This is a genomic window from Bradyrhizobium niftali (assembly GCF_004571025.1).
Lineage (GTDB): Bacteria > Pseudomonadota > Alphaproteobacteria > Rhizobiales > Xanthobacteraceae > Bradyrhizobium > Bradyrhizobium niftali.
Genome location: NZ_SPQT01000013.1, coordinates 1 through 23,776 on the forward strand (window position 1 = coordinate 1; position 23,776 = coordinate 23,776).

22 protein-coding genes and 1 pseudogene are annotated in these 23,776 nt (G+C 64.4%); 13 read left to right on the plus strand and 10 right to left on the minus strand.

Annotated elements, in window-relative coordinates; all coding sequences use genetic code 11:
• Positions 1-502: 502 nt before the first annotated feature.
• Positions 503-1,891, minus strand: a pseudogene (locus E4K65_RS21970) (ComEC/Rec2 family competence protein); the annotation flags it as partial.
• 96 nt (positions 1,892-1,987) lie between these two features.
• Positions 1,988-2,221: a DUF2171 domain-containing protein gene (locus E4K65_RS21975; RefSeq protein ID WP_038967854.1), complete on the minus strand. Its 234-nt coding sequence runs from the start codon at positions 2,219-2,221 to the stop codon at positions 1,988-1,990.
• Between the two features lie 393 nt (positions 2,222-2,614).
• On the opposite strand from E4K65_RS21975, the gene E4K65_RS21980 reads away from it, so the two are divergent.
• A complete protein-coding gene (locus E4K65_RS21980; protein ID WP_135175958.1) occupies positions 2,615-3,943 on the plus strand; it encodes an MFS transporter in 1,329 nt (442 codons plus the stop codon).
• A gap of 64 nt (positions 3,944-4,007) precedes the next feature.
• On the opposite strand, the gene E4K65_RS21985 is transcribed toward E4K65_RS21980, so the two are convergent.
• Complete coding sequence (locus tag E4K65_RS21985) at positions 4,008-4,370, minus strand: SPW repeat protein (RefSeq protein ID WP_167771028.1); 363 nt, start codon at positions 4,368-4,370, stop codon at positions 4,008-4,010.
• A 234-nt stretch (positions 4,371-4,604) separates the two neighbouring features.
• On the opposite strand from E4K65_RS21985, the gene E4K65_RS21990 reads away from it, so the two are divergent.
• Positions 4,605-4,787, plus strand: coding sequence for a hypothetical protein (locus E4K65_RS21990; RefSeq protein ID WP_027545803.1), 183 nt, complete (start codon positions 4,605-4,607; stop codon positions 4,785-4,787).
• A gap of 126 nt (positions 4,788-4,913) precedes the next feature.
• Positions 4,914-6,344 (plus strand): type I glutamate--ammonia ligase, encoded by a 1,431-nt coding sequence (gene glnA / locus E4K65_RS21995; RefSeq protein WP_135175960.1) that lies wholly within the window; start codon positions 4,914-4,916, stop codon positions 6,342-6,344.
• 46 nt (positions 6,345-6,390) lie between these two features.
• On the opposite strand, the gene E4K65_RS22000 is transcribed toward glnA, so the two are convergent.
• Positions 6,391-6,777, minus strand: a complete 387-nt coding sequence (locus tag E4K65_RS22000; RefSeq protein ID WP_135175961.1) for a YybH family protein — start codon at positions 6,775-6,777, stop codon at positions 6,391-6,393.
• A 7-nt stretch (positions 6,778-6,784) separates the two neighbouring features.
• Positions 6,785-8,464, minus strand: a complete 1,680-nt coding sequence (locus E4K65_RS22005) for a glutamine--tRNA ligase/YqeY domain fusion protein (protein WP_135175962.1) — start codon at positions 8,462-8,464, stop codon at positions 6,785-6,787.
• A 154-nt stretch (positions 8,465-8,618) separates the two neighbouring features.
• On the opposite strand from E4K65_RS22005, the gene gltX reads away from it, so the two are divergent.
• The 9 genes from gltX (at position 8,619) to E4K65_RS22050 (ending at position 18,670) form a co-directional block, all read left to right on the plus strand.
• Positions 8,619-10,046: a glutamate--tRNA ligase gene (gene gltX, locus E4K65_RS22010; protein ID WP_135175963.1), complete on the plus strand. Its 1,428-nt coding sequence runs from the start codon at positions 8,619-8,621 to the stop codon at positions 10,044-10,046.
• Between the two features lie 168 nt (positions 10,047-10,214).
• Positions 10,215-11,519 (plus strand): citrate synthase, encoded by a 1,305-nt coding sequence (gltA, locus tag E4K65_RS22015; protein ID WP_011087607.1) that lies wholly within the window; start codon positions 10,215-10,217, stop codon positions 11,517-11,519.
• A gap of 41 nt (positions 11,520-11,560) precedes the next feature.
• Entirely contained in the window at positions 11,561-12,325 is a 765-nt protein-coding gene (locus tag E4K65_RS22020) for a hypothetical protein (protein WP_135175964.1), read from the plus strand.
• A 161-nt stretch (positions 12,326-12,486) separates the two neighbouring features.
• Positions 12,487-13,665, plus strand: a complete 1,179-nt coding sequence (locus tag E4K65_RS22025; protein WP_209312081.1) for an ROK family transcriptional regulator — start codon at positions 12,487-12,489, stop codon at positions 13,663-13,665.
• 58 nt (positions 13,666-13,723) lie between these two features.
• Entirely contained in the window at positions 13,724-15,010 is a 1,287-nt protein-coding gene (locus tag E4K65_RS22030) for an ABC transporter substrate-binding protein (RefSeq protein ID WP_135175966.1), read from the plus strand.
• Between the two features lie 44 nt (positions 15,011-15,054).
• Positions 15,055-15,930, plus strand: a complete 876-nt coding sequence (locus E4K65_RS22035; protein WP_135175967.1) for a carbohydrate ABC transporter permease — start codon at positions 15,055-15,057, stop codon at positions 15,928-15,930.
• Complete coding sequence (locus tag E4K65_RS22040; RefSeq protein ID WP_167771029.1) at positions 15,923-16,780, plus strand: carbohydrate ABC transporter permease; 858 nt, start codon at positions 15,923-15,925, stop codon at positions 16,778-16,780. The genes E4K65_RS22035 and E4K65_RS22040 overlap by 8 nt, the downstream gene beginning before the upstream one ends.
• 10 nt (positions 16,781-16,790) lie before the next feature.
• Entirely contained in the window at positions 16,791-17,906 is a 1,116-nt protein-coding gene (locus E4K65_RS22045; RefSeq protein WP_135175969.1) for an ABC transporter ATP-binding protein, read from the plus strand.
• Entirely contained in the window at positions 17,903-18,670 is a 768-nt protein-coding gene (locus tag E4K65_RS22050; RefSeq protein WP_135175970.1) for an SDR family NAD(P)-dependent oxidoreductase, read from the plus strand. The genes E4K65_RS22045 and E4K65_RS22050 overlap by 4 nt, the downstream gene beginning before the upstream one ends.
• 118 nt (positions 18,671-18,788) lie before the next feature.
• Here the strand turns inward: E4K65_RS22050 and lpxB are convergent, their stop codons facing one another.
• The 3 genes from lpxB to lpxA are packed head-to-tail and all read right to left on the minus strand — an operon-like array spanning position 18,789 to position 21,632.
• Positions 18,789-19,967, minus strand: a complete 1,179-nt coding sequence (gene lpxB / locus E4K65_RS22055) for a lipid-A-disaccharide synthase (RefSeq protein ID WP_135175971.1) — start codon at positions 19,965-19,967, stop codon at positions 18,789-18,791.
• Positions 19,964-20,821 carry an LpxI family protein gene (locus E4K65_RS22060; RefSeq protein WP_049823630.1) on the minus strand — a complete coding sequence of 286 codons (858 nt, stop codon included), beginning with the start codon at positions 20,819-20,821 and terminating at the stop codon, positions 19,964-19,966. Before E4K65_RS22060 ends, lpxB begins: the two co-directional genes overlap by 4 nt.
• 19 nt (positions 20,822-20,840) lie before the next feature.
• Positions 20,841-21,632, minus strand: coding sequence for an acyl-ACP--UDP-N-acetylglucosamine O-acyltransferase (gene lpxA, locus E4K65_RS22065; RefSeq protein ID WP_135175972.1), 792 nt, complete (start codon positions 21,630-21,632; stop codon positions 20,841-20,843).
• Positions 21,633-21,807: 175 nt separating this feature from the next.
• On the opposite strand from lpxA, the gene E4K65_RS22070 reads away from it, so the two are divergent.
• A complete protein-coding gene (locus E4K65_RS22070; protein ID WP_135175973.1) occupies positions 21,808-22,131 on the plus strand; it encodes a KTSC domain-containing protein in 324 nt (107 codons plus the stop codon).
• 25 nt (positions 22,132-22,156) lie between these two features.
• Here E4K65_RS22070 and fabZ read toward each other — a convergent pair whose 3' ends face one another.
• Both fabZ and lpxD read right to left on the minus strand, forming a co-directional pair.
• Complete coding sequence (gene fabZ, locus E4K65_RS22075; protein ID WP_092181072.1) at positions 22,157-22,618, minus strand: 3-hydroxyacyl-ACP dehydratase FabZ; 462 nt, start codon at positions 22,616-22,618, stop codon at positions 22,157-22,159.
• Complete coding sequence (gene lpxD, locus E4K65_RS22080; RefSeq protein WP_135175974.1) at positions 22,615-23,682, minus strand: UDP-3-O-(3-hydroxymyristoyl)glucosamine N-acyltransferase; 1,068 nt, start codon at positions 23,680-23,682, stop codon at positions 22,615-22,617. The genes fabZ and lpxD overlap by 4 nt, the downstream gene beginning before the upstream one ends.
• Positions 23,683-23,776 lie beyond the last annotated feature (94 nt).

Consider the following 23,776-nt stretch of genomic DNA (forward strand, 5'->3'; position numbering starts at 1 on the left):
CGGCATAGAAGACGTGGAGGAGATCAAGAACGCAACCGGGCTGAACTGAAGCCCAGTGCCCGAAGTCCCGTCGCCGGGACGGTGGATCCGGTGAAGCCGTTACACGCCCAGTGGCCGTCATCTGACGAACCACGCGTATCTAGATAGGCTCACCGCTCCCTCTGACAGCATGATGTGGCGGCCAGGCGTTGACCACGGACAGAAGCATGAGTTCGGCGGCGTGACGTTCACTCGGGAGGCTTGACATCATCGGGCCCATTACAGAAGAACGCAACCGGGCTGAACTGAAGCCCAGTGCCCGAAGTCCCGTCGCCGGGACGGTGGATCCGGTGAAGCCGTTACACGCCCAGTGGCCGTCATCTGACGAACCACGCGTATCTAGATAGGCTCACCGCTCCCTCTGACAGCATGATGTGGCGGCCAGGCGTTGACCACGGACAGAAGCATGAGTTCGGCGGCGTGACGTTCACTCGGGAGGCTTGACATCATCGGGCCCATTACAGAAGGGCGTGGTCGCAAGCCCCGCGATCAGCGAGGCCAGAAACAGCATCGCGATCTCGCGGCCGCCCCACATCGCAATGCGCGCAGTCGCCGAATGATCGGGCGACGCGAACAGGTTCGGCATTCCGATCTGCACCAGCGCAACGAGCCCCAGCGTTGCCGCAAACGACATCTGGAAGCTCGGATGCACCAGCGCTTCCGGCGCGACCGCGAGCACGATCAACGCGGCCACCGCCAGCGTGCGGAAGGTGATGGCGCGGCGGTCGACCATGACGGCGATCAGCACCACGGCGGTCATGAAGAACGAGCGTTGCGTTGCGACCTCCGCGCCCGAGAGCAGCAGATAGAACGCGGCGGCAACCAGCGCCGCGGCCGCGGACCATTTCTTGATGGGAAAACCGACCGCCAGTCCCGGAATCAGAGCGAGCAGCGCGCGGACGGCGAAGAACACGACGCCGGCGACCACCGCCATGTGATAACCGGAGATCGAGAGCACATGGCCGAGCCCTGAAATGAACATTGCGTCGTTGACGGGCGTGGTGATCGCGTCGCGCCGCCCCGTCAGCAGCGCCGTCGCGATCGCGCGATTGTCACCTTCGAGTGTTGCCCGGATGCGCGCGTCGATCCCATCGCGCAGGCTCTGCATGAAGGCGGCATAGCGCAGCCGCAAGCCGCCGGCATCGGGCGGCACTGCTGCCGTGATCGCCCCCATCACGAAGCCGGAGGCGCCGATGCCCTGGAAAAACATGTCGCGCGAGAAATCGTAGCTGCCGGGGCGCACCGGCGAGATCGGCGGCATCAGCCGCGCCTTCAACTGCACGAAGCTGCCGACCTCCGGCGCAGTCCCCTTGCGAACCGAGAGGCGCACTCGCTCCAGCTTCACCTCGCTCCGCTGCGCCTCCATCGCGGTGACACGCAGCACGAAACGGTCGGTGCGCTCGCGGATGTCGCGCGTCTCGACGAAACCCGAGAGCGACACCGAATAGAGCGGTTTTGCGAGCACGGCATGGCCGATGCGCGCCGTCTTCCAGGTCGCCGTGGCAAAGCCGGCTGCGACCGCCGCGATCAGGATCGCAGGCGCGAACAGCCGGCTCCGCCGCAACAGAACCGCACCCAGCATCAACGCGATGGCCGTCGCAGCAACGACCCACAGCACCGGCTCGTGATCAGCGGCAAAGTAGAGCGCTATGCCGTTGCCGAAGGCCACAGGCACCCAGGGCAACAGCCGCCCGGCGCCGGCCTCGGCGCGCATCCATTCGCGCAGTGTCTCGACGAGCGCGGGCCAGGCGCCAATGCCCGCCGGCACAAAGCCACCAGCCGGAGCAGCCCGGCCGACGGGCCAGGTCCCCGCAATACCTTGGGACCGTACTGGCCGGCCCGGCTCCGCCATTCCCCTGCACCTTACGATACGCGACGGAGGCGGAGGCTACCGGAACGTGCAGGGCGGCGAATAGCGGTACAGATCGGGAACGAACTCGAGTGAACCCTACTTTTCCTCTTCCATCGTGACGGCGACATCCGCCTTGGCCGACAGCCGGACCTTGTTGCCCTCGACGCCGGCGACGAGCCCCTTGTCGATGAAATGATGGTGGCCCCTGTGGCTGCCCTCGCCGCTGTCCTTCTTGGTCAGCTTGATCCGATGGCCCTCGACCTTGTCGACCGTGCCGATGTGGACGCCGTCGGCACCGATGACTTCCATATGCTCTGCAATGTTCTGCATGGCGGGCTCCTCGTTGGGGACCCACACAACGCCCGAGAGGTCCTTTCCGTTCATTCGTGACACGACCGCCCGGCGCGATGGGCGACCGTTCTGTCTCTGGACGGAGGCAGCCTGGGTTCGGGTCGATTGAGCCGAAAGTCGCATAAGGGGCCGGCCTTGGCAGGATTAAACTGCTCTCCACGCCTCCCCCGCACAGACGGGCCAGGTCGTGACAGCTCGCGGTACCGAAGGCCGCCGAAGCTCTTCTCAGGTGGTTCAAGGTTCCCCTGAGACCAGGCGTTGCGGACGCAACTCGCAATTCTCGCCTGTAGCGTCGCACACCAAACGCACTCCGCGAGCGAACTGGCGCTGAAATGCGCGAGGAGTGGCGTTTGAATTTGATAGGAGCAGCACATGGCAGTTCAAGTACCGCACGATTTCCGCCGCGTGATCGTTGCTGCATCGGTGGGAAACGTCATCGAATGGTATGATTTCTATATCTTTGGCAGCCTGGCCGCCGTTCTGTCGGTCAAGTTCTTCGAGCAATCCCACCCGGTTGCAGCCCTCCTCAGCACGATCGCTCTGTTCACTGCGGGCTTCCTGATCCGCCCGCTGGGAGCCTTCCTCTTTGGATGGATGGGTGACAGGGTCGGACGAAAATATACATTCCTCATCACGCTGAGCGGAATGGGACTGGGTACGGGGGCAATCGGGTTGATCCCGACCTACCAGTCCATCGGTCTAACGGCGGCGTTCGTTCTGTTCGGCCTGCGCATGATCCAGGGTCTGTGCCTGGGCGGCGAATATGGCGGCGCCATCACCTATGTCGCGGAGCATGTGCCGGACGACAAGCGCGGCTACTACACCGGCTGGCTGCAGACCTCTCCGACTCTCGGCATCGTGGTGTCGCTGGCCGTGATCGTCCTGACACGAACCTGGTTCGGCAATCAGGTCTTCGACGAATGGGCCTGGCGCGTTCCGTTCCTGGTGTCTTTCCTGCTGGTGGCCATCGCGATCTACATTCGGCTCCAGCTCCAGGAGACGCCGATCTTCCAGGAGATCAGGGCCCGCGGCCAAATGACGACGAATCCGTGGAAGGAGGCCTTCCTCAGCTCCAACATCAAATACATCGGGATCGCGATCGTGGTCCTGATCGGACAGGGCGTGGTCTGGTACAGCGGCCAGTTCTGGGCGCTGTACTTCCTGCAGCAGGTCTCCAAGGTGGATGCGGTGACCTCGGCCTACATCGTGGGAGCCGCGCTGCTGATCGCAACACCGAGCCTGATCTTCTTCGGTTGGCTGTCGGACCAGATCGGCCGCAAGCCGGTGATCCTTGGCGGCATGCTGCTCGCTGCGATCACGTACTATCCGCTCTATCTGTGGCTGGGAACGGTCACGCAGCCCGGCAGCATCAACTATCCGACCGCGATCTTCATCATCTTCATCCTGGTTTGCTACGTCGGGATGGTCTACGGGCCGGTCGGCGCATTCCTGGCCGAATACTTTCCGGCCAGGATCAGGTACACGTCGGTATCGGTGCCGTACCACATCGGCAACGGCTGGGGTGGCGGATTGGTGCCGTTCATCACCTCGGCGGCATTCGCCGCGACCGGCAGCATCGGCTACGCACTGATCTACCCGATCGTGGTCCCCGCGGTGTGCTTCGTGCTCGCTGTCTTCCTGATGCCGGAGACGCGCAAGATCAGCATCTGGCAACCGATCGAGCCCAGAGCCGCATTGTAACGTAACCACCTCTCCTCCGGCCGCCAGCCGATGGCGGTCGGAGAGAAGCCGGCAACCTCTCGTCTCAGCCGGCGCGGTGAGGCCAGTGATCGTGCCACCAGGTACTGAAGTCGCGATCGGTTATCAATTCCCAAGCAGCGAGCAAGATCACCAATAGGCCCGACAATACGCTGCTGACCGCGGCCGATACGGGCTCATAGCCAATGGACCAAGGCGCCAGCACCAGAGCCAAGCCCAGCAGCATTTCGCCCCACTCTTCCAGGTAGGACGGGATGACAAAGGCTTCCACGGCAAACAGCATGACGCCGAGCCCGAGTGCGATGGTGATCCAGACAGCCGCCCCGGATAAGCCGAGGACAAAGGACGACAGGACCAGCCACACGCCCACCAACAGGCTACCAGCGTCTTGCCAATGTTGGATGCGCATGATGCTCACCTCCCTTCTCGTATTGATATGGGGGCGCACCGGTGAAGAAGCATCCCTCCGACCTGCGCTGTGTTGCCGCGACCAGGAGCCGGCGCCCCATCCGGCCGCCCACGCCCGGAAAGGGCCCTTGCAAGTGCGGCGCACCAGGATGCAGACTATCGGCGCTTGACAGGTGTCAATGTCTGCCGTTCTAGGCCGCCCGGTTCGCGCCCAGAACAAGAGGGAGATGACGCCATGCGAGAAATGGAAATCCACGATTATGCGCGGCAGTTGCTGGAAGCCCATGGCCCCAAGGCCATTGCGGAAGCCGCTCAAAACGCCATCGACCTCGAGCGGAAGGGCGAGCTCGAATTGGCTAAAACCTGGCGGCACATCGAAGACGCGATGAAGCTGATGCGCGGGCCACATCAAAGCTGACTGCCGTCGCGCGAAGCTTGCCTGACTGCGGCGACAACGCCGAACGTGGACCACAGTCCGTCGCGAGCCGCCAGGTTGCGGCCGAACGGCTACGCGATCTCGGGACGCTGACCTGGGAGCGAAGCCATGGTTGCGAAATGTACGACAGCCGAAGACCTCGTGAAGGCGATCACGGACGAGAAAGTCCAGATGATCGATTTGCGGTTCACCGACCTGCCGGGGATGTGGCAACATTTTTCCGTCCCGCCGAGCGCGGTGAACGCCGATGCACTCAATGAGGGCTTTGGATTCGACGGCTCATCGATCCGAGGCTTCCAGGAGATCCAGGAAAGCGACATGCTGGTTGTCGCCGACCCGACGACGGCATTCGTCGACCCCTATAGTCCGGCCAAAACGCTGGTTCTCATCTGCAACATCCGCGACCCCGTGACCGGCCAGTCCTATAGCCGGGATGCCCGCTACATCGCCCAGAAAGCCGAAATCTACCTCAAGGGCAGCGGGCGCGCCGATACGAGCTATTTCGGCCCGGAAGCGGAGTTCTTCGTCTTCGACGAGGTGCGCTACGCACAGGGCATCAACTACGCCATGCACGCAGTCGACTCCAGCGAAGGCAGCTGGAACACCGGCTCTGAGGAAGGGCCGAACCTCGGCCACAAACCGCGCCCGAAGGAGGGATACTTTCCCGTTCCCCCGACCGACAGCATGCAGGCGCTACGCACCGAAATGGTGCTGACGATGGAATCTCTGGGGATCCAGATCGAGGCCCATCACCATGAAGTCGCAACCGGCGGCCAAAACGAGATCGACATGCGCTTCACCACCCTCACCCGGATGGCCGACAACCTGATGATCTACAAATACGTGGTGAAGAACACCGCGCATCAGCACGGCAAGACCGCGACATTCATGCCGAAGCCGCTGTTCGAGGACAACGCTTCGGGCATGCACGTTCACCAATCGCTCTGGAAGGGTGAGACCAATCTGTTCTACGACAAAGGTGACTACGCCGAGTTGAGCCAGCTCGGCCGCTACTACATCGGCGGGCTATTGAGCCACGCCTGGGCGTTGTGCGGGCTTTGCGCCCCCACCACGAATTCGTATCGGCGTCTGGTGCCGGGCTATGAAGCGCCGATCAACCTCGTCTACTCCCAGCGCAATCGCTCCGCCTGCTGCCGGATTCCGATGTATTCGCCGAATCCGCGCGCCAAGCGCGTCGAGTTTCGTTCGCCAGATCCGTCCTGCAATCCCTACCTGGCCTTCGCGGCAATGCTGATGGCCGGCCTCGACGGTATCGACAAGCGGATCGACCCCGGCGGCCCGATCGACAAGAATCTCTACGACCTCCCGCCTGCGGAGGCGAAGGAGGTGAAGTCCACGCCAGGATCGCTGGACCAGGCGCTCGACGCGCTCGAGCGCGATCACGCATTCCTGCTACGCGGCGATGTCTTCACCGCCGACGTGATCGAAACCTGGCTCGACTACAAGCGCAAGAAGGAGGTCGACCCGATCCGCCTGCGACCACATCCTTACGAGTTCCATCTCTACTACGACATCTAGCGGGCGGCGACCGCGCACCTGGCGGAACGGGCAGAGCCCTCCACTGCTAGATCATCGGGACCCTCGACGAGGCATGGTGATTGACGATCTTCCAGTCGGCGTCCTCGCGCGTGATGACCCAGCTCATCTTGACGGCGAGTTCCGGGCGTTCGCCCGCGAAATCGAACGACACGATCGCGGCCATGTTGATGACATCAGGACCGGCCTGCGCGGCCTGCACCTCGGAAAACGCAGCACTCGGCTTGCGCCAGCGCGGCAGGCCGTTGAAGTAATCGGCGACGCCGTCCCGACCCCGATAGAGTTTTGGGTTGGAGCCGAAGAAGAACGCTCTCTTGGCATAGAGCGATGACAACGCCGCGGCATCCAGCGTCGCGAAGCCGGCGCACCATTTCGCGACGATGGCGGAAACGATGGCGTCGGCTTCACTGCTCATGCGCACCTCAACCTTTCGCGACTTCCTTCGCGAACGTGTCGCGCAGGCCGATGGTGCGCGAGAATACGGGCTTGCCGGGCGTCGAGTCCTTGTCGCGCACGAAATAGCCCTGGCGCTCGAACTGCATCGGCTCGGTCGCATTGCTCTCCGCGACCGATGCCTCGATCCGCGCATCGCTGAGGATCTCCAGCGACTGCGGATTGAGATCGGCGGCGAAGTTCGAGGCGTCCGGGCTCGGGTTCGCGAACAGCTGGTTGTAGATGCGAATTTCGGCCGGCTTCGAAGCTGCCGCCGGCAGCCAGTGCATGGTCGCCTTGACCTTGCGGCCGTCGGGCGCGTTGCCGCCCTTGGTCGCGGGATCGTAGGTGCAGCGCAGCTCCACCACCTCACCGGCATCGTTCTTGATCACGCCGGTGCATTTGACGAAATAGGCGTAGCGCAGCCGGACCTCGTTGCCCGGCGACAGGCGGAAGAACTTCTTGGGCGGGTTCTCCATGAAGTCGTCCTGCTCGATATAGAGCTCGCGGCCGAACGTGATCTTCCGCGTCCCGGCGGAGGGATCGTCGGGATGGTTGATCGCGTCGAGCTCCTCGGTCTGCCCTTCCGGATAGTTCTCGATCACGACCTTGAGCGGCTTCAGCACCGCCATGCGCCGCTGCGATGTGCGGTTCAGCTCCTCGCGGATGCAGAATTCGAGCATGCCGACATCGACCACGCTGTTGGCCTTGGCGACGCCAATACGCTTGACGAATTCACGCAGCGCCGCCGGCGGCACACCGCGACGGCGCATGCCGGCCATGGTCGGCATGCGCGGATCGTCCCAGCCCGCGACATGGCCCTCGCGCACGAGCTGGGTCAGCACGCGCTTGGACAGCAGCGTGTAGGTCAGGTTCAGCCGCGCGAACTCGTACTGGTGCGGCTTCGACGGCACCGGCAGCTTTTCGATGAACCAGTCGTAGAGCGGCCGGTGGTCTTCGAACTCCAGCGTGCAGATCGAATGCGTGATGCCTTCGATCGCGTCCGACTGGCCGTGGGCGTAGTCGTAGCTCGGATAGATACACCATGCGTTGCCGGTGCGCGGATGATGCGCATGCAGGATGCGGTACAGCACGGGATCGCGCAGATTGATGTTGCCCGCTTCCATGTCGATCTTGGCCCGCAGCACCCGCGCGCCGTTGGGGAATTCGCCCGCCTTCATGCGGCGGAACAGGTCGAGGTTCTCGTCCACGCTGCGGTCGCGGAACGGCGAGTTCTTGCCGGGCTCGGTCAACGTGCCGCGCGAGGTGCGGATCTCCTCCTGCGTCTGGTCGTCGACATAGGCGAGCCCGTCGCGGATCAGCGTCTCCGCCCATTCGTACAGGCGGTCGAAATAGTCCGAGGCGAAGAACAGGTTCTTGCCCCAATCGAAGCCGAGCCAGCGCACGTCGGCCTGGATGGAATCGATATATTCCTGCTCTTCCTTGACCGGATTGGTGTCGTCGAAGCGCAGATGGCAGCGGCCCGGAAACTCCTGGGCGATGCCGAAATTGAGCGCGATCGACTTGGCGTGGCCGATATGCAGGTAGCCGTTGGGCTCCGGCGGGAACCGGGTCACGATTTCCTTGTATTTGGCCTGGTCGAGGTCGGCCTGGATGATGTCGCGAATGAAATCGCGCCCAACCTCAGTCGCCACCGGTTCTGTGCTCATCCGAAAATCCTGTAGGGAAATCAGCGGTCCTTCTGCCAAATTCGCGTGGCCGAGCCAAGAGCTTAAGCAAGGCCCGGCAGGTCCGCCGTCGGGCTTTAGTTATGCTCTGGTCCTGCTATACACCACCGCTTCCAATGCATAGGCCCTGCCAAGAATGACCGATTCCGTCGTCACCCGCTTTGCTCCCTCCCCGACCGGCTTCCTCCACATCGGGGGCGCCCGCACGGCGCTGTTCAACTGGCTCTATGCCAAGAAGCATGGCGGCAAGATGCTGCTCCGGATCGAGGACACCGACCGGGAGCGCTCCACCGAGGCCGCGATCGGCGCCATCCTCGACGGATTGAAGTGGCTCGAGCTCGGCTGGGATGGCGACGTCATCTACCAGTTCAGCCGCGCCGCCCGCCACCGCGAGGTCGCCGAGCAGCTGCTCGCCGACGGCAAGGCCTATCGCTGCTACGCCACCGCCGAGGAGCTCACCGCCATGCGCGAGAAGGCACGCGCGGAGGGCCGCACCCGCCTTTATGACGGCATGTGGCGGGACCGCGACCCGGCCACGGCCCCAGCCGACGTCAAGCCCACCATCCGCCTCCGCGCGCCGCAGACCGGCGAGACCGTGATCGAGGACCAGGTCCAGGGCCGCGTGGTCTGGCAGAACGAGAACCTCGACGACCTCGTCCTTTTGCGCGGCGATGGCAACCCGACCTACATGCTCGCAGTGGTGGTCGACGACCACGACATGGGCGTCACCCATGTCATCCGCGGCGACGACCATCTGATCAACGCCGCCCGCCAGAAGCAGATCTATGATGCGATGGGCTGGGCGCTGCCGAGCATGTCCCACATCCCCCTGATCCACGGCCCGGACGGCTCGAAACTGTCGAAGCGCCACGGTGCGCTCGGCGTCGATGCCTATCGCGCCATGGGATACCTCCCGGCCGCACTCCGCAACTACCTCGTCCGCCTCGGCTGGAGCCATGGCGACCAGGAGATCTTCTCGACCGAGGAGATGATCGCCGCGTTCGACCTCGCCAGCGTCGGCCGCGCCGCCGCTCGCTTCGACTTTGCCAAGCTGGAAAACCTCAACGGCCACTACATCCGCCACGCCGACGATCAATCACTCGTGAAGATGTTCGAGGACGTGCTGGACCACGTTGTGCCCAGCCGCGACGAGCTTAAGGCCAAGTTAAACGACACCACGCGCGCGCAGCTTCTCAAGGCCATGCCGGCCCTGAAGGAGCGCGCCAAGACGCTGATCGAGCTGATCGACAGCGCCTATTTCATCTTCGCCGACCGGCCGCTGGAGCTTGATCCCAAGGCGCAGGCGCTGCTGACGCCCGAGAACCGCAAGCTGATCGGCCAGCTTCATTCCGCGCTGGAGAATGTCGAGACATGGAGCGGCGCCACGACGGAAGCCGCGCTGCGCGCCTTTGCCGAGGAAAATAGTCTCAAGCTTGGCGCGGTCGCACAACCCTTGCGGGCCGCGCTGACCGGACGGACCACGTCGCCTGGTATATTTGAGGTTTTGGACGTGCTGGGACGCCAGGAAAGTTTGGGCCGGCTCAAGGATCAGGCCAAGGACTAGGCAAGGACTAGGCTAGACGTAAGTCGAGCATGCGCGGCGCCATCTTGCAGCGCACACAGCAATAATATACCCATCTCCCCCGTACCTTCTGGAACATCCGGCCTGCCCCCACCATGTCATCGGGGCCTTCCGGGTCCGGCCCGTTTCACCATACATCGGGGACCTACGATGGACGCAAAAGCAAGCAATAAGACCGCCACGCTGACGGTCGGAAACAAGAACTACGATCTCCCGATCCACAGCGGCAGCGTCGGGCCTGATGTCATCGATATCGGCAAGCTCTACGGCCAGTCGGGCCTGTTCACCTACGACCCGGGCTTCACTTCCACCGCGAGCTGCCAGTCCAAGATCACCTATATCGACGGCGACGCGGGCGTGCTGGAATACCGCGGCTATCCGATCGAGCAGCTCGCCGAGAACGGCGACTTTCTGGAGACCTGCTACCTGCTGCTCTACGGGAACCTGCCGACCGCCGCGCAGAAGAAGGATTTCGACGACCGCGTGATCCATCACACGATGGTGCACGAGCAGATGGCCCGCTTCTTCCAGGGCTTCCGCCGCGACGCCCATCCGATGGCCGTGATGGTGGCTTCCGTCGGCGCGCTCGCCGCGTTCTATCACGACTCCACCGACATCAACGATCCGAAGCAGCGCATGATCGCGTCGATGCGGATGATCGCGAAGATCCCGACGCTGGCGGCGATGGCCTACAAATACACGATCGGCCAGCCCTTCGTGTATCCGAAGAACTCGCTGAAGTTCGCCGAGAACTTCCTGCACATGTGCTTCGCCGTGCCGTGCGAGGAGTACAAGATCAATCCGGTGCTCGCTGACGCGCTGGACAAGATCTTCATCCTGCACGCCGACCACGAGCAGAACGCCTCGACCTCGACGGTGCGCATCGCCGGCTCCTCCGGCGCCAACCCGTTCGCCTGCATCGCCGCCGGCATCGCCTGCCTCTGGGGCCCGGCGCATGGCGGCGCCAACGAAGCCGCGCTCGCGATGCTCGCCGAGATCGGCAGCGTGGACAAGATCCCCGAGTTCATCGCCAAGGTGAAGGACAAGAACAGCGAAGTCCGCCTGATGGGCTTCGGTCATCGCGTCTACAAGAACTACGATCCGCGCGCCAAGATCATGCAGAAGATGTGTCACGCCGTGCTCAAGGAGACCGGCCATGGCGACGATCCGATGCTGAAGGTGGCGATGGAGCTCGAGAAGATCGCGCTCAGCGACCAGTACTTCATCGACCGCAAGCTCTACCCGAACGTCGACTTCTATTCGGGTATCACGCTGAAGGCGATGGGCTTCCCGGTCTCGATGTTCACCGTGCTGTTCGCGGTCGCCCGCACCGTCGGCTGGATCAGCCAGTGGAGCGAGATGATCGAGGATCCGCAGCAGAAAATCGGCCGTCCGCGCCAGCTCTACACCGGCGTCACCCGCCGCGACTACGTCGCGATCAAGGATCGCAAGTAAGGCTTTAGCCAACACGGCTTTCGAGACGGCGCCATCTCACGATGGCGCCGTTTTTGTTTGGCAGGATGCCGAGACCAGCGAGCAAAGCGCAGGGCGAGCGGATGCGGATCACGAACCCGGTGGATGGATGGTTGCAGGTCGTGGCCTGTTCGACGTTCCCCGATGCAGCCGGCGAGATGGTGCTTCATCCCAGATGCGACATTGACGGGATCATCACTGCGGAGCGCATCGCAGCGACTGCGGTGCGATACAGCGGGTATGATGTACCCAAACCGAAATGGCCGCGCCCCGGGACGGTGCTGCCTGTTACCGTGGACCTTGCTGATCCCACGCGGTTCAGGATCGAATGGGATCTGGTGCCGACCGGGCGCGAAGCCGCCGAAAGGCTCGCTGAGCATCTGCGCGGCGAGCAGCAGGCCGACACGTCTGGCCACCGGCCCTTTCCCCGCGTCTGGCGCGAGGTGGAGCACTCGGGATCGTCGTCGGCGCTGGTCAACGGCCTGACGCCGCAGCAGATGGAGATTGCGCTTGCCGGCGGCGCCGCAGCCCTCGGCCTGGTCCCGACCACGGCGAAGGTGTTGACCGCGCACGAGGTGCAACCAAGCAGCGCTCCGGGCGGGACGTGGGACATCGCCCTCGCGGTGAACGACCCCAACGGCGGAACGGGTTGGGAAGCGGTCACGCGCATGTCATTCAGCAGCTCGAGCCGCCGCGAGAACCGAACCGCCGTCGGGAACGAGTTGCCTGTCCTGGTCGACCCGGACAACCGCAAACGGATCATCGTCGACGTCGTGCGTCTTGCGTGAGCGGTGCGCTGCCGACGGCCAAAGCGGTGACGTCGCTCGTAGATTGCGATCCGATCTTGCTGCCGCGCACAACAACAAGTCGATCTATCGCGCACCAAGCGCCTTGACAGGCGAAACGCTCCGCGCGCAAATTCTTACAGTAAGTAAGAATGACGATAGGGATGGAAATGCCGGAGCAGCCGAGAAGTCGGCGGCAGACGCGCGCTGCCATTTTGACTCATCTGCTTCAGTCGGGTGGTTCGTTTCGCCCGCCTCTGGCCAAGGCCGTGCGCTTGTCGGAAGCGAGCCTGTCGCGCATCCTGTTTGATCTGAAGGCCGAAGGCCTGATCGAGGAGGTGCGCCGCCCTGCCCCTTACGTCGGTGGCCCGACGGGCCTCGTGTCGCTCGATGGTTCGGTGGCGCTTGCGGCCGTCGAGCTGACCGGCCAGTGGCTCAGCGTCGGCGTTGGGACCTTGTCGGGCGAGCTGCACTATACGGAGCGGGTGGCGCTGCCGGAAAAGCCCACAATCGAGTCCGTCGGCCGGGTGTTTCGCGAGGCGCTGACATTGCTGCGTGACTGGACGCGGCGCCGCCGCATCACGCTTGCACAGATCGGCGTCTCCATTCCGGGCCTCGGCCGGCTGAGCATATCGACCAATCCGATCACCCCCTGCGACGTCGGGCGCATCAGCGCCACGCTCGCCCAGCTGTTTGCCGGCGTACCGGTCGAGTTCACCAATTCGGTCGTCGCCCACGCCACCTTTCACCGCTGCCGCAGGGAGAACTATCCGTTCAGTGGCGCGCATCTGTTCGTCTTCGTCGGCCAGGGCGTCGCAGGCACCTGGGTGGACGATCCGACCGAGGCCGATGCCCTCCAGCCGGTCGAACTCGGCCACATGGTGTTCGGCACCGACGGACCGCGTTGCCGCTGCGGCCATCACGGCTGCGTCGAAGCCTATACGTCGCTCCCCGCCCTGGCCGAGCTCCTTGGTGTTTCCGAAGCCGAGTTGCTTCAGCTCGGCAACGAATGGGTGACCGCGATCCCGCTCTCGGCGCGCGTTCGCCAGGAACTGCGCCGGCGACTGTTCCGGCTGGGGCTTGCGATCGGCAACACGCTGAACGTCAAGCCATGCCGCGGCGTTGCAATCAGCGGCTGGCCGTCGCTGCTTGCGGAGGACGATCGGAAGGCTCTGGTCGACGGCGTCGACGCCAGCCTGCTCGGCGGCCCTCAGCATGCGCAGGTATCGCTCGCTTTCGTGCCGCCGTCGAACGGCAATGATCCGCGGGCCGCGCTGGCGTTCGCTGCCTTCTGCCTCGCTTGCCGCGGCGGCATGCCCGCCGCATCGACGGAGGCCGCCTGAAATGCACTGAAGCTGCGCGGCTCTCGCGCGAAAGAGTTCACACCGGGAGGAACTTGCCATGCCGATCACAACAACAAGGCGCCGTCTGCTCGCTGGGTCTGCTGCCGCGCTCGCACTGCCGGCATTTGCCCGCGCCCAAGGCGCGGTCAAGCCGCGCCTGACCGCGATCTCGCAATGGTCCGCCGGCAGCGACGGGGCGGCCATCACGGCGCTCGGCAAGAAATTCGAGGAGAAAGGCGGGGTCTGGCAGCACTCGCCCGTCCCCGGGTTCACCACCGAGATGATGAACAAGCTGCGCGCTCAGATCATTGCCGGCGATCCGCCGGCCTGCTCGCAGCTCAAGGGCCCCGAGATTGCGGCCTGGTCGAAGATCGCCCCGACCGTCGATCTCGACGCCGTCGTCGCTGCGGCAGGTTACGAGAAGGTTGTCGCGCCAGACCTCGCGAAATTGCACAAGCCGGGCGGCAAGTGGATCGCGCTGCCGTTGCAGATCTACAGCACCAACATGCTGTTCCTCTCCAAGCGCGCGATGGACAAGGCCAAGGCCGACAAGATCCCGGTCACCTGGGCCGACTTCAACGATCTTGCCGAAAAGATGAAATCAGGCGGTGTCACATATCCCGTCGCGAACGGTGGCACCCGCGCCGACGATGGTCAAAAATTCGAGGCCTCGCTCGCCGGCATCAGTCCTGCTGCATACCGCACAGCCATCATGAATCTCGACAAGAAGGCCCTGGAGGGTCCCGAGATCAAGGCTGCCTTCGCACAGATGCGCAAGATCACCAACTGGATGGACCCCAATGTCGGCGCCCAACCCTATGCCACCAACTTGAAGCGCTTCGTCGATGGCGACATGGGCATGATGATCATGGGCGGGTGGGCGCAGGGCGTGTTGCGCAACGCCGGTTTCAAGTTCGACGACTTCGTGATCGCGCCGGGCCCCAGCGACAATGGCAAGCCGGTGTTCCTGTTGAATGCCGATGCCTTCATCTTCTGGCAGCGCAAGGAGGCGGATCTCCAGGCCGGCCAGATGTTGATGGCCCAGCTCGTCATGGATCCGGCGATCCAGACCATGTATTCGCAGATCACGGGATCGATCCCCGTGCGCACCGATGTCGATCTGTCCGGTGAGGGCTGGTCGGATGGTCAACGGCGAACCGCAGCCGCACTCAAGGATGCCGTGGCCAACAATCAGGCCGTCCTGAGCCTCGCGCACAACATGGCACAGGAAAACGGCCTGACAGCTGCGATGATCGACGTGTTCACCGAATACGCGAAGAACAAGACGATCAAGCCTGAGGAGGCCGTCACCCGCCTCGCCGACGCCGTCGAGGGCGCGCGTTGACCCACGCCGCTTCGAGGGCAACGGGCCGGTCGGCGACCTCTGAGATGGTGCGCCGGCTGCCCGAATATCTGGTGATCTGGGTGCCGCTGCTGTTGTCCGCAGCGCACCTCATTTCGTTTTCGATCTGGACAATCTGGATTTCATTCACGCCCTCCACCCTTATTCCGGTCTCGGGTTGGGTGGGCCTGCGCAACTACAATGCGGTCCTGGCGTCGCGGAACTGGCAGATCGCTTTCGACAATCTGCTGCTGTTCGGCATCGCTTTCGTGCTGCTCAGTCTGATAACCGGCCTCCTGCTCGCGATCCTGCTCGATCAGCGCATTCGGGCTGAGAACGCGCTGCGGACCATCTTCCTGTACCCGCTGGCGGTGTCGTTCGTCGTCACCGGCACGGTGTGGAGCTGGCTGCTCAATCCCAGCATCGGCATCGAGAAGCTTGTCCATGACCTCGGCTGGACCTCCTTCCACTTCGACTGGCTGGTCAACCGCGACATGGCGATCTGGACCATTGTCATCGCGGCGATCTGGCAATCTTCGGGCTTCGCCATGGCCCTCTTCCTAGCCGGCCTTCGGTCGGTCGACGCCGACATCATCAGGGCCGCGCAGATCGACGGCGCAGGGCCGATCCGAACCTATTGGCGCGTCATTTTGCCTACGCTCTGGCCGATCACCATCACGGTCGTCGTTGTCCAGTTGCAGTTCGCGATCTCGGCGTTCGACCTCGTCCGCGCACTCACCAATGGCGGGCCGGGAATCGCGACCCAGCTGCCGGCCCTCGTCGTCTACGATTTGATGTTCCAGCGTAACCAGCTCGGCCGGGGCGCGGCGGCAGCGGTACTGATGTTGCTCATCCTTCTCGCAGTGCTGCTGCCCTATGCAGCGTGGCGTTATGTCCGGCGACGGAAGGCTGCCCATGCGTGACCGAAGCTTCGCCCCAAGCCGGATTCTGATCTATCTCGTCGTGACATTGTTCGCGGCCGCCTATCTCGCGCCGCTGGTTATCGTCGTGCTGAACTCGCTCCGGACCAATGAGGAGATCGCACAGAGTTCGATGATCGGCTGGCCGCAACACTGGGCCTGGGGCAACTACGCCCTGGCCTGGAGCGGGTTCTGCCTCGCCGAGACCTGCGCCGGCATCCGGCCCTACATGTTGAACTCAGCGCTCATCACGATCCCTGCGACGATCTTCTCGACGCTGCTCGGTGCCGTCGCCGGCTATGCCGTGTCGCTCTGGCGTTTTCGCGGCGATAACTGGATCTACGGTATCGTCACCCTCGGCCTCTTCTTGCCTCAGCAGATGCGCCTGCTGCCCTGGACCATCGTGCTGCGGGACATCGGGCTGATCAACACGCTGTCGGGTCTCGTGCTGATCCACACGATCCAGGGCCTCTCCTTCACCGTTTTGTTCTGCCGAAACTACTATGTCGCAATTCCCCAAGAACTGATCAGGGCCGCGCGCATCGATGGCGCCGGGTTCTTCCGCATTTTCTGGCGCATCATCCTGCCACTCTCCTCGCCGATCCTGATCGTCACCGTGATCTGGCAGTTCACCCATATCTGGAACGAGTTCCTCTATGGCGTGACATTCACGACCGGCCAGCAACAGCCCGTCACAGCCGCGCTCATCGCACTGTCTGCCCCGGTCGCAGATATCCCCAAGCATGGTGTGCAGAGCGCTGCGGTGATCATCGCAGCGCTCCCCACTCTGCTGATCTATCTCTTTGGCGGCAGGTATTTCGTACGCGGCCTCACTGCCGGGGCCGTGAAATGATGGATGTGTCATGGCCGCACTGAGCATTCGCGCCCTGTCCAAGCGCTACGCCAATCTGGAGGTGCTGAAGGGCATCGACCTCGATATCGAGAGCGGCGAATTCACCGTGCTGGTCGGGCCGTCCGGCTGCGGCAAGTCCACGCTGCTCAACATCGTCGCCGGGCTCGATCGCGCGAGCGACGGCACCATCGAGATCGGCGGGCGCGTCGTCAACGACGTCCCGCCCAAGGACCGCGACATCGCCATGGTGTTCCAGTCCTACGCGCTCTATCCGTCGATGACGGTGCGCCAGAACATCACCTTCGGCATGGAATGCCGAGGCATAGCCAAGGCGGAGCAGGAGAAAGCGCTGGCGAACGTCGCCAGGCTGCTCCAGATCGAACCGCTGCTCGCCCGCAAGCCGTCGCAACTGTCCGGCGGCCAGCGCCAGCGCGTGGCGATGGGGCGCGCCCTGGTGCGCGATCCCCTGCTCTTCCTGTTCGACGAGCCGCTCTCCAATCTCGATGCCAAGCTGCGCGTCGAGATGCGCATGGAGATCAAGCGGCTGCACCAGCGCATTGGGGCCACCATCATCTATGTCACCCACGACCAGATCGAGGCGATGACGATGGCAACCCGCATCGCCGTGATGCATCGGGGCGTCGTGCAGCAATTCGCCGACCCTGACACAATCTACCGATACCCGGCCAATCTGTTCGTCGCCCGCTTCATGGGCTCGCCGCCGATGAACACTATGCCGGCCCGTCTCGAGGCCGACGCTGGCGGACCCGTCGTGGTGATCGGCGCAGGCCGTCCGGACGAGGTCCGTCTCCGCCTGCAGGGCTACGACGCGGCGGCGTCCTATGTCGGCCGCGAGGTGGTGCTCGGGATCAGGCCCGAATGCATCGCCGAGGGCGACCGCGTGTTCTCCGGAGCCGTGGGCCCGCCTGTCATCGTCACCGCGCCAGTCGAGCTCGTCGAGCCCACTGGCGCGGAGACCATCGTCCTGCTGCGGCTTGGCGGCGAGCCCGCACAGGCGCGCATCTCGCCGGACATCCGCCCGACGCCGGGTGCCACCGCCTCCTTTGCCCTCGATACCCGTCGCCTTTGCCTGTTCGACCCCGAGACGGAGCGACTGATCGCATGACCCAGACGAGCTATGCCGGCCTCGCGGACCGCGTGGTGCTGATCACCGGTGGCGCCAGCGGCATCGGTGCCGCCTTCGTGCGCGCCTTCGCAGGCCAGGGCGCCCGCGTCGCGTTCCTCGATATCGACGAGGCGGCCGGCGGATCGCTGGTGGCGGAGGTGGCGGCCGCATCCGGCACGGCACCACTGTTCGTGCCCTGCGACCTCCTGGACATCGACGCCTTGCGCGCCGCAATCGCGCAGGTCCACGGATCGCTCGGCGACGCCGCGGTCCTCGTCAACAACGCCGCCAACGACCGGCGCCAGGTGCTGGCCGAGGTGACGCCATCCGAGTTCGACTGGATGATCGGCGTCAACCTCAAGCACGTCTTCTTCGCCGCACAAGCAGTCGTGCCGCAGATGCAGGCGCGCGGCGGCGGCTCGATCATCAACATGTCGTCGATCGCCTGGATGCGCGGCGGGCCGGCGCTGCCGGTCTACGCCGCGGCAAAGGCGGCGATCGTCGGCTTTACCAACTCACTGGCGCGGCTGGTCGGGCCCGACCGCATCCGCGTCAACGCGATTGCGCCCGGCATGGTGATCACCGAACGCCAGCGCCGGTTGTGGTATCCCGACGAGCAGACCATCGCCGAGATTCGCACGCGTCAGGCGATTCCCGATGCAGTGACGCCCGACGACATCGCCAACATGGCGCTGTACCTCGCCTCCGATGAGAGCCAGCGCATCACGCGCCAGTGTTTTCAGGTCGACGGCGGCTTGGGTTAGAGCGTGATCCGGAAGAGTATCGTAGGGTGGGCAAAGCGCAGCGTGCCCACCATCTCTCCGCCACCGAGAAAGGCACGGTGGGCACGCTTTCGCTTTGCCCACCCTACAAGACCGTCGTCTACCGCCGCCCCTTCCGCATCGTCGCGAGAACGACGTCGGCGGCGAGCACGCTCGGCGACTTGTTGCCGGTCGACATGGTGGCGTCGAGCCGGGCGAAGGCTTCGACTTGCCGCTTGCGCAGCGGCGTCTCCGTCAGCACTTCGGCCAGCGCGGGCGCCAGTTTCTCCGGCGTGCAGTCCTCCTGCAAGAACTCCGGAATGACGTCCTCACCGATCACGAGATTGGCAAGGATCACCGAGGAGACGCGGATCGCGCGGCGCAGGATGAAGGCCTCGATGGCGCCGACGCGATAGGCCGTCACCATCGGAATGCCCGACAGCGCCAGCTCCAGCGTGACCGTGCCGGATTTCGCCAGCGCAGCGTGCGCGATCCGGAAGGCGGTGCGCCTCTCGGCCTCGCCGATCACGATCTGCGGCTTGACCGGCCAGCTTGCGATGGCTTCGCGGACGGTGGCTTCGAGATGCGGCATGGTCGGCAGTATCAGCTCGAACGCGCGCCCCTCCGCCTGCAACCGGCCGAGCGCCGCACCGAACACCTCGATATGATGTCGGATCTCGCTACGGCGGCTGCCGGGCAGCACCAGCAGCACCGGCGGTTCGGCGTCGCGGCGCTTCTGCTCCTCCGCATTCGGCCGCAGCGAGCCCAATTGCTCGATCAGGGGATGGCCGACATAGCTGCATGGCGGCCCGCCGAGCTTGCGGTATTCCTCCGGCTCGAACGGCAACAGGCCGAGGACATGATCGACATAGCCGAGCATGGTCCGCGCCCGTCCCGGCCGCCAGGCCCAGAGTTGCGGCGACACGTAGTCGACGATCGGGATCGCAGGATTGCGCGCCCGCACCCGGCGGGCGACGCGATGGGTGAAATCCGGGCTGTCGATGATGACGAGCGCATCGGGCGCGGCCTCCAGCACGGCGTCCGCGGTCTCGCGGATCAAGCGCAGGATCTTCGGCAATTGCTGCACCACCGCGGCGAAACCGACGATCGACAGCTCCTCGATCGGAAACAGGGTCTCGAGCCCCTCGCGCGCCATGGTGCGGCCGCCGACGCCCTCGAACTGCACGCCGTCGCCGAGGCGCTGGCGCAGCACCTTCATCAAGGCGCTGCCGAGCCGGTCGCCGGATTCCTCCGTGGCGATCAGGAAGATCTTCCGCTTGGGATCGCGCCCCTGCATCACGCCGGCAGGCCGATGATGAAGAGGTACTTTGCGTCGGCGAGCGCGATCATCGCCTGCGGCTCGGCGGCGATGGTGTTGCCGGCGATCACGGCGATGCCGGCAAGGCCGGCTCTTGCGACACCCTCGATGGTACGCGGGCCAATCGTCGGTAGGTCGAAACGCAGATCCTGGCTGCTCTTTGGCGCCTTCACCAGCACGCCGCGGCCCGTCGCCGCGCGAATACGGCCCTCCTCGCGCAGCCGCGCGACGCGCGCGAGCAGCGCGTCGGTGCCCTCGATATCCTCGACCGCCACCACATGGCCGTCGATCACCACGACAGCCTGGCCGATGTCGAACGGCCCGAGCGCGGTCAGGACCGCGCGGCCGCGCTCGATGTCGGTCTTGCTGGTGTCACTCGGCCAGGCGCGACTGATGCAGCCCTCGGGCATCAGGAGGTCGGGCGCAACGTCCTTGATCCCGACCATGCGAAAGCCGCCTTGTTCGAGAATGCGCCCGACGCCGGACAACAGATGATCGTCGCCGCCGCGAAAGGCGCGGATGACATTGCCGAGCAGCCGCAACGTCGTGAAGTCGAACCGTATCTCCGAGAGCGAAGGCCGCACCAAGGTGCCGATGAAGATCAGGTCGCGGCAGCCTTCCTCGCGGAACAGCCGCATCGCGCGCCCGAGCTGGCCGACCGAGATCCAGCGGTGGCGGAATTTCTCCACCTGCACCGGATCGCAGGCGCCGCGCAGCGGAAACAGCACCGGCGCGATGCCGCGCGCGGCGAGCGAGTCGGCGACCGCAAACGGCATGGCGCCGCCGCCTGCGACTACGCCGACCGGCGATGAAATCCCTGCCGCCGCCGATGTCATGTCCGCGGCCATCGCAGGTTCACTTCGCAATGGCGGGAAGACAGAGCGGACGCTTGCCCTTGCCGATGAAGCCGAGGATCTCGGCAATCGCCGGATCCTCGCCGGCGAGCGGCCTGGACGCTTCGAGCCGCTCGGCAAAGGTGCCGGGACCGTGGAAGAGCCTCTGGTAGAACGCACGCACGATCGCAAGCCGCTGCTTGGTGAACTTGCGCCGCTTCATGCCGATCAGGTTGAGGCCCTCAAGCACGGCATACTGGCCATTGACCAGCCCGAACGGAATGATGTCGTCGCGTACGCCACACACACCGCCCACCATGACCTGCGGCCCGATGCGCGTGAACTGGTGCACCGCGGACAGGCCGCCGATGAAGACGAAGTCGCCGATCTCGCAGTGACCGCCGAGCGTCGCCGAGGTCGCGAAGATCACGTCATTGCCGACATGGCAGTCATGGCCGACATGGCTGCAATTCATGAAATAGCCGCGATCGCCGACCGTGGTGATGCCGCCGCCGGCGACGGTGCCGGCATTCATGGTCACGGATTCGCGGATAGTGCAGCCCGAGCCGATCTTGAGCTTCGTCAGCTCGCCACGGTAGCTGAGCGACTGCGGTGGCGTGCCGAGTGAGGCAAAGGGATAGATGGTGCAATCATCGCCGATGGTGGTCTGCGCCGTGACATGCACATGTCCGATCAGCTTGCAGTTCGCGCCGATCACGGCATTGGGGCCGATGATGCAGTAGGGGCCGATCTCGGTACCCTCGCCGATCACGGCGCCGTCCTCGACCCGTGCGGTGGGATCAATCTTGCTCATCAAGCAATCTAACTCGTCAAGAAGGTCTGGTTATGTGTTGAAGTCGCTTGGTTTTCCGCTGGTTAGCCCGACTATGCCCGATCTGTCCAGTGACGTATCATCTCGGCGTGTTTCACGTGCCGGATGCGGCGGCCTTCGCGGCCCATCAACACGTTCATGCGGAGCTTCAGGTATCGTGGTCAGGGCCCTGGCAATGCTGCTCGCACAACTGGCGACCGCACCGCTCGTCTCCGAGACGGTGGAGACCGGCGGACACCGCCCCGTCGACCTCGCGACATTCGAATGCCGCGACATTACCCGCAGCACGGTGCTTCAGCGTGTCTGCTACGACCGCGCACAACAGGACCTGATCGTCGCGATCAACGGCGCATATGACCGTTATTGCGGCGTGGGTCCCGATACGGTCGACGGCCTCCTGGGCGCGCCGTCCATGGGCCAGTTCTTCAACCGGAATATCAGACGCACGACACCGGGCAGCCGCTACGATTGCGGCGCGTGAGCCCGCCCTGCGGACCGTAAGCCGCTCAGTCCGTCAGCATGGCGCCGACGTCGGCTTCCGCGACGACCTGGCCGTTGACCTTGGCATCGCCGTGAAACCACCACATGGTCTTGCGGCGGCCGAGCGAGCGCATGTGATACTCGATGGTATCGCCGGGCAGCACGGGCTTGCGGAACTTGCACTTGTCGATGGTGAGGAAATAGACCGCGCGCGGTTTCTCGGTGCCCTCGACCGACTTGATGCCGATCACGCCCGCCGTCTGCGCCATCGCCTCGATCATCATCACGCCGGGATAGACCGGGCGCTCGGGGAAATGTCCCTGGAAGGCCGGCTCGTTGAAGGTGACGTTCTTGATGCCGATGCCGCTGTAATCGGCGCGGATGTTGATCACGCGATCGATCAGCAGCATCGGAAAGCGGTGCGGCAGCGTCTGGAGGATCGCGTTGATGTCCACCAGCTCGAACCTAACAGGTGATTCCTCCGTCATTCCCGTCCCTCGTCCTTCGGATCGGCCTTGCTGTCGCGTACCAGGCGCTCCACCGCGATGATCTCCTTGAACCACTGCTTGGTCGGCTTGGCAAAAAAACCACCCCAGCGTCCGTTCGGCGGGATGTCGTCCTTGACGCCGCTCATCGCGGTGACCTGGGCCCCGTCGCCGATCTTGAGGTGATTGTTGATGCCAACCTTTGCTCCCAGCGCCACGTTGTCGCCGATGGTCAGACTGCCGGCCAGCCCGATCTGGGCCGCCAGCAGGCAATTCCGGCCGATCGTCACATTGTGGCCGATCTGGACCTGGTTGTCGATTTTGGTGCCCTCGCCGATCACGGTGTCGCGCAGGGAACCGCGATCGATGGTGGTGCCGGCGCCGACCTCCACATTGTTCTGGATCAGCACGCGCCCGGTCTGCGGCACCTTCAGGTGCCCCTCGGGGCCGAAGAAGATGAAGCCGTAGCCGTCCTGGCCGATCGAGCAGCCCGGGTGGATCAGCACGTTGTTGCCGATCAGGGCACACTGGATGGCGGTACGGGCGCCGACATTGCAGTCCCGGCCGATCTTGACGCCGGGGCCGATCACGGCGCCAACACCGACCACCGTGCCGCTGCCGATCTCGACATCCGCACCGATGACCGCAAGCGGGTCCACGACCACACCGTCCTCGAGGCGCGCCGTGGGATCGATGATGGCGGACGGCGCGATGCCGTCATTGCCGACCCAGGATTGCGGCCTCAGCGCGTCGCCGTGCCATTCCCGCGCGATCCTGACGAAGGCGCGGAACGGCTGCGCCGCCCGCAGCACGGCGACGTGCGCGGGCACCTGAGCCTCGAAGCGCGGATTGACCAGGCACGCACCCGCTCTGGTCGTCTTGAGCTGATCGGCATATTTCAGGTTGTCGAAGAACGCCAGATGCATCGGGCCGGCTTCGTCGAGCGAAGCCAGGCCCGTGATGACGTGATCGCCCCTTGTGGGGTCGACCAGCAGCGCCTTTGTCAGCGTGGCAATATCGGCCAGCGCCGTCGCAGGCGGCTTTGTGAAGAAGGTCGGCTGCGCCATTCCACCCCGTCGTGGTCCGGCTTCGGCATGAAGCGGCCAAGCCGCATCATGCCTCATCTCCCGGATTGAGCACGAACTTTTTGGAGACCGGCCC

Bases quoted from the DNA above. Each gene is read 5' to 3' on its own strand.
- E4K65_RS21980 (WP_135175958.1), top strand. From the start codon at position 2,615: ATGGCAGTTCAAGTACCGCACGATTTCCGCCGCGTGATCGTTGCTGCA.
- E4K65_RS22005 (WP_135175962.1), bottom strand. From the start codon at position 8,464: ATGAGCACAGAACCGGTGGCGACTGAGGTTGGGCGCGATTTCATTCGC.
- E4K65_RS22040 (WP_167771029.1), top strand. From the start codon at position 15,923: ATGCGTGACCGAAGCTTCGCCCCAAGCCGGATTCTGATCTATCTCGTC.
- lpxA (WP_135175972.1), bottom strand. From the start codon at position 21,632: ATGAGCAAGATTGATCCCACCGCACGGGTCGAGGACGGCGCCGTGATC.
- lpxD (WP_135175974.1), bottom strand. From the start codon at position 23,682: ATGGCGCAGCCGACCTTCTTCACAAAGCCGCCTGCGACGGCGCTGGCC.
- gltA (WP_011087607.1), top strand. From the start codon at position 10,215: ATGGACGCAAAAGCAAGCAATAAGACCGCCACGCTGACGGTCGGAAAC.
- E4K65_RS21990 (WP_027545803.1), top strand. From the start codon at position 4,605: ATGCGAGAAATGGAAATCCACGATTATGCGCGGCAGTTGCTGGAAGCC.
- E4K65_RS22035 (WP_135175967.1), top strand. From the start codon at position 15,055: ATGGTGCGCCGGCTGCCCGAATATCTGGTGATCTGGGTGCCGCTGCTG.
- gltX (WP_135175963.1), top strand. From the start codon at position 8,619: ATGACCGATTCCGTCGTCACCCGCTTTGCTCCCTCCCCGACCGGCTTC.
- E4K65_RS21975 (WP_038967854.1), bottom strand. From the start codon at position 2,221: ATGCAGAACATTGCAGAGCATATGGAAGTCATCGGTGCCGACGGCGTC.
- E4K65_RS22030 (WP_135175966.1), top strand. From the start codon at position 13,724: ATGCCGATCACAACAACAAGGCGCCGTCTGCTCGCTGGGTCTGCTGCC.
- glnA (WP_135175960.1), top strand. From the start codon at position 4,914: ATGGTTGCGAAATGTACGACAGCCGAAGACCTCGTGAAGGCGATCACG.
- E4K65_RS22045 (WP_135175969.1), top strand. From the start codon at position 16,791: ATGGCCGCACTGAGCATTCGCGCCCTGTCCAAGCGCTACGCCAATCTG.
- E4K65_RS22025 (WP_209312081.1), top strand. From the start codon at position 12,487: ATGGAAATGCCGGAGCAGCCGAGAAGTCGGCGGCAGACGCGCGCTGCC.
- E4K65_RS22050 (WP_135175970.1), top strand. From the start codon at position 17,903: ATGACCCAGACGAGCTATGCCGGCCTCGCGGACCGCGTGGTGCTGATC.
- fabZ (WP_092181072.1), bottom strand. From the start codon at position 22,618: ATGACGGAGGAATCACCTGTTAGGTTCGAGCTGGTGGACATCAACGCG.
- E4K65_RS21985 (WP_167771028.1), bottom strand. From the start codon at position 4,370: ATGCGCATCCAACATTGGCAAGACGCTGGTAGCCTGTTGGTGGGCGTG.
- E4K65_RS22020 (WP_135175964.1), top strand. From the start codon at position 11,561: ATGGCGCCGTTTTTGTTTGGCAGGATGCCGAGACCAGCGAGCAAAGCG.
- E4K65_RS22060 (WP_049823630.1), bottom strand. From the start codon at position 20,821: ATGACATCGGCGGCGGCAGGGATTTCATCGCCGGTCGGCGTAGTCGCA.
- E4K65_RS22000 (WP_135175961.1), bottom strand. From the start codon at position 6,777: ATGAGCAGTGAAGCCGACGCCATCGTTTCCGCCATCGTCGCGAAATGG.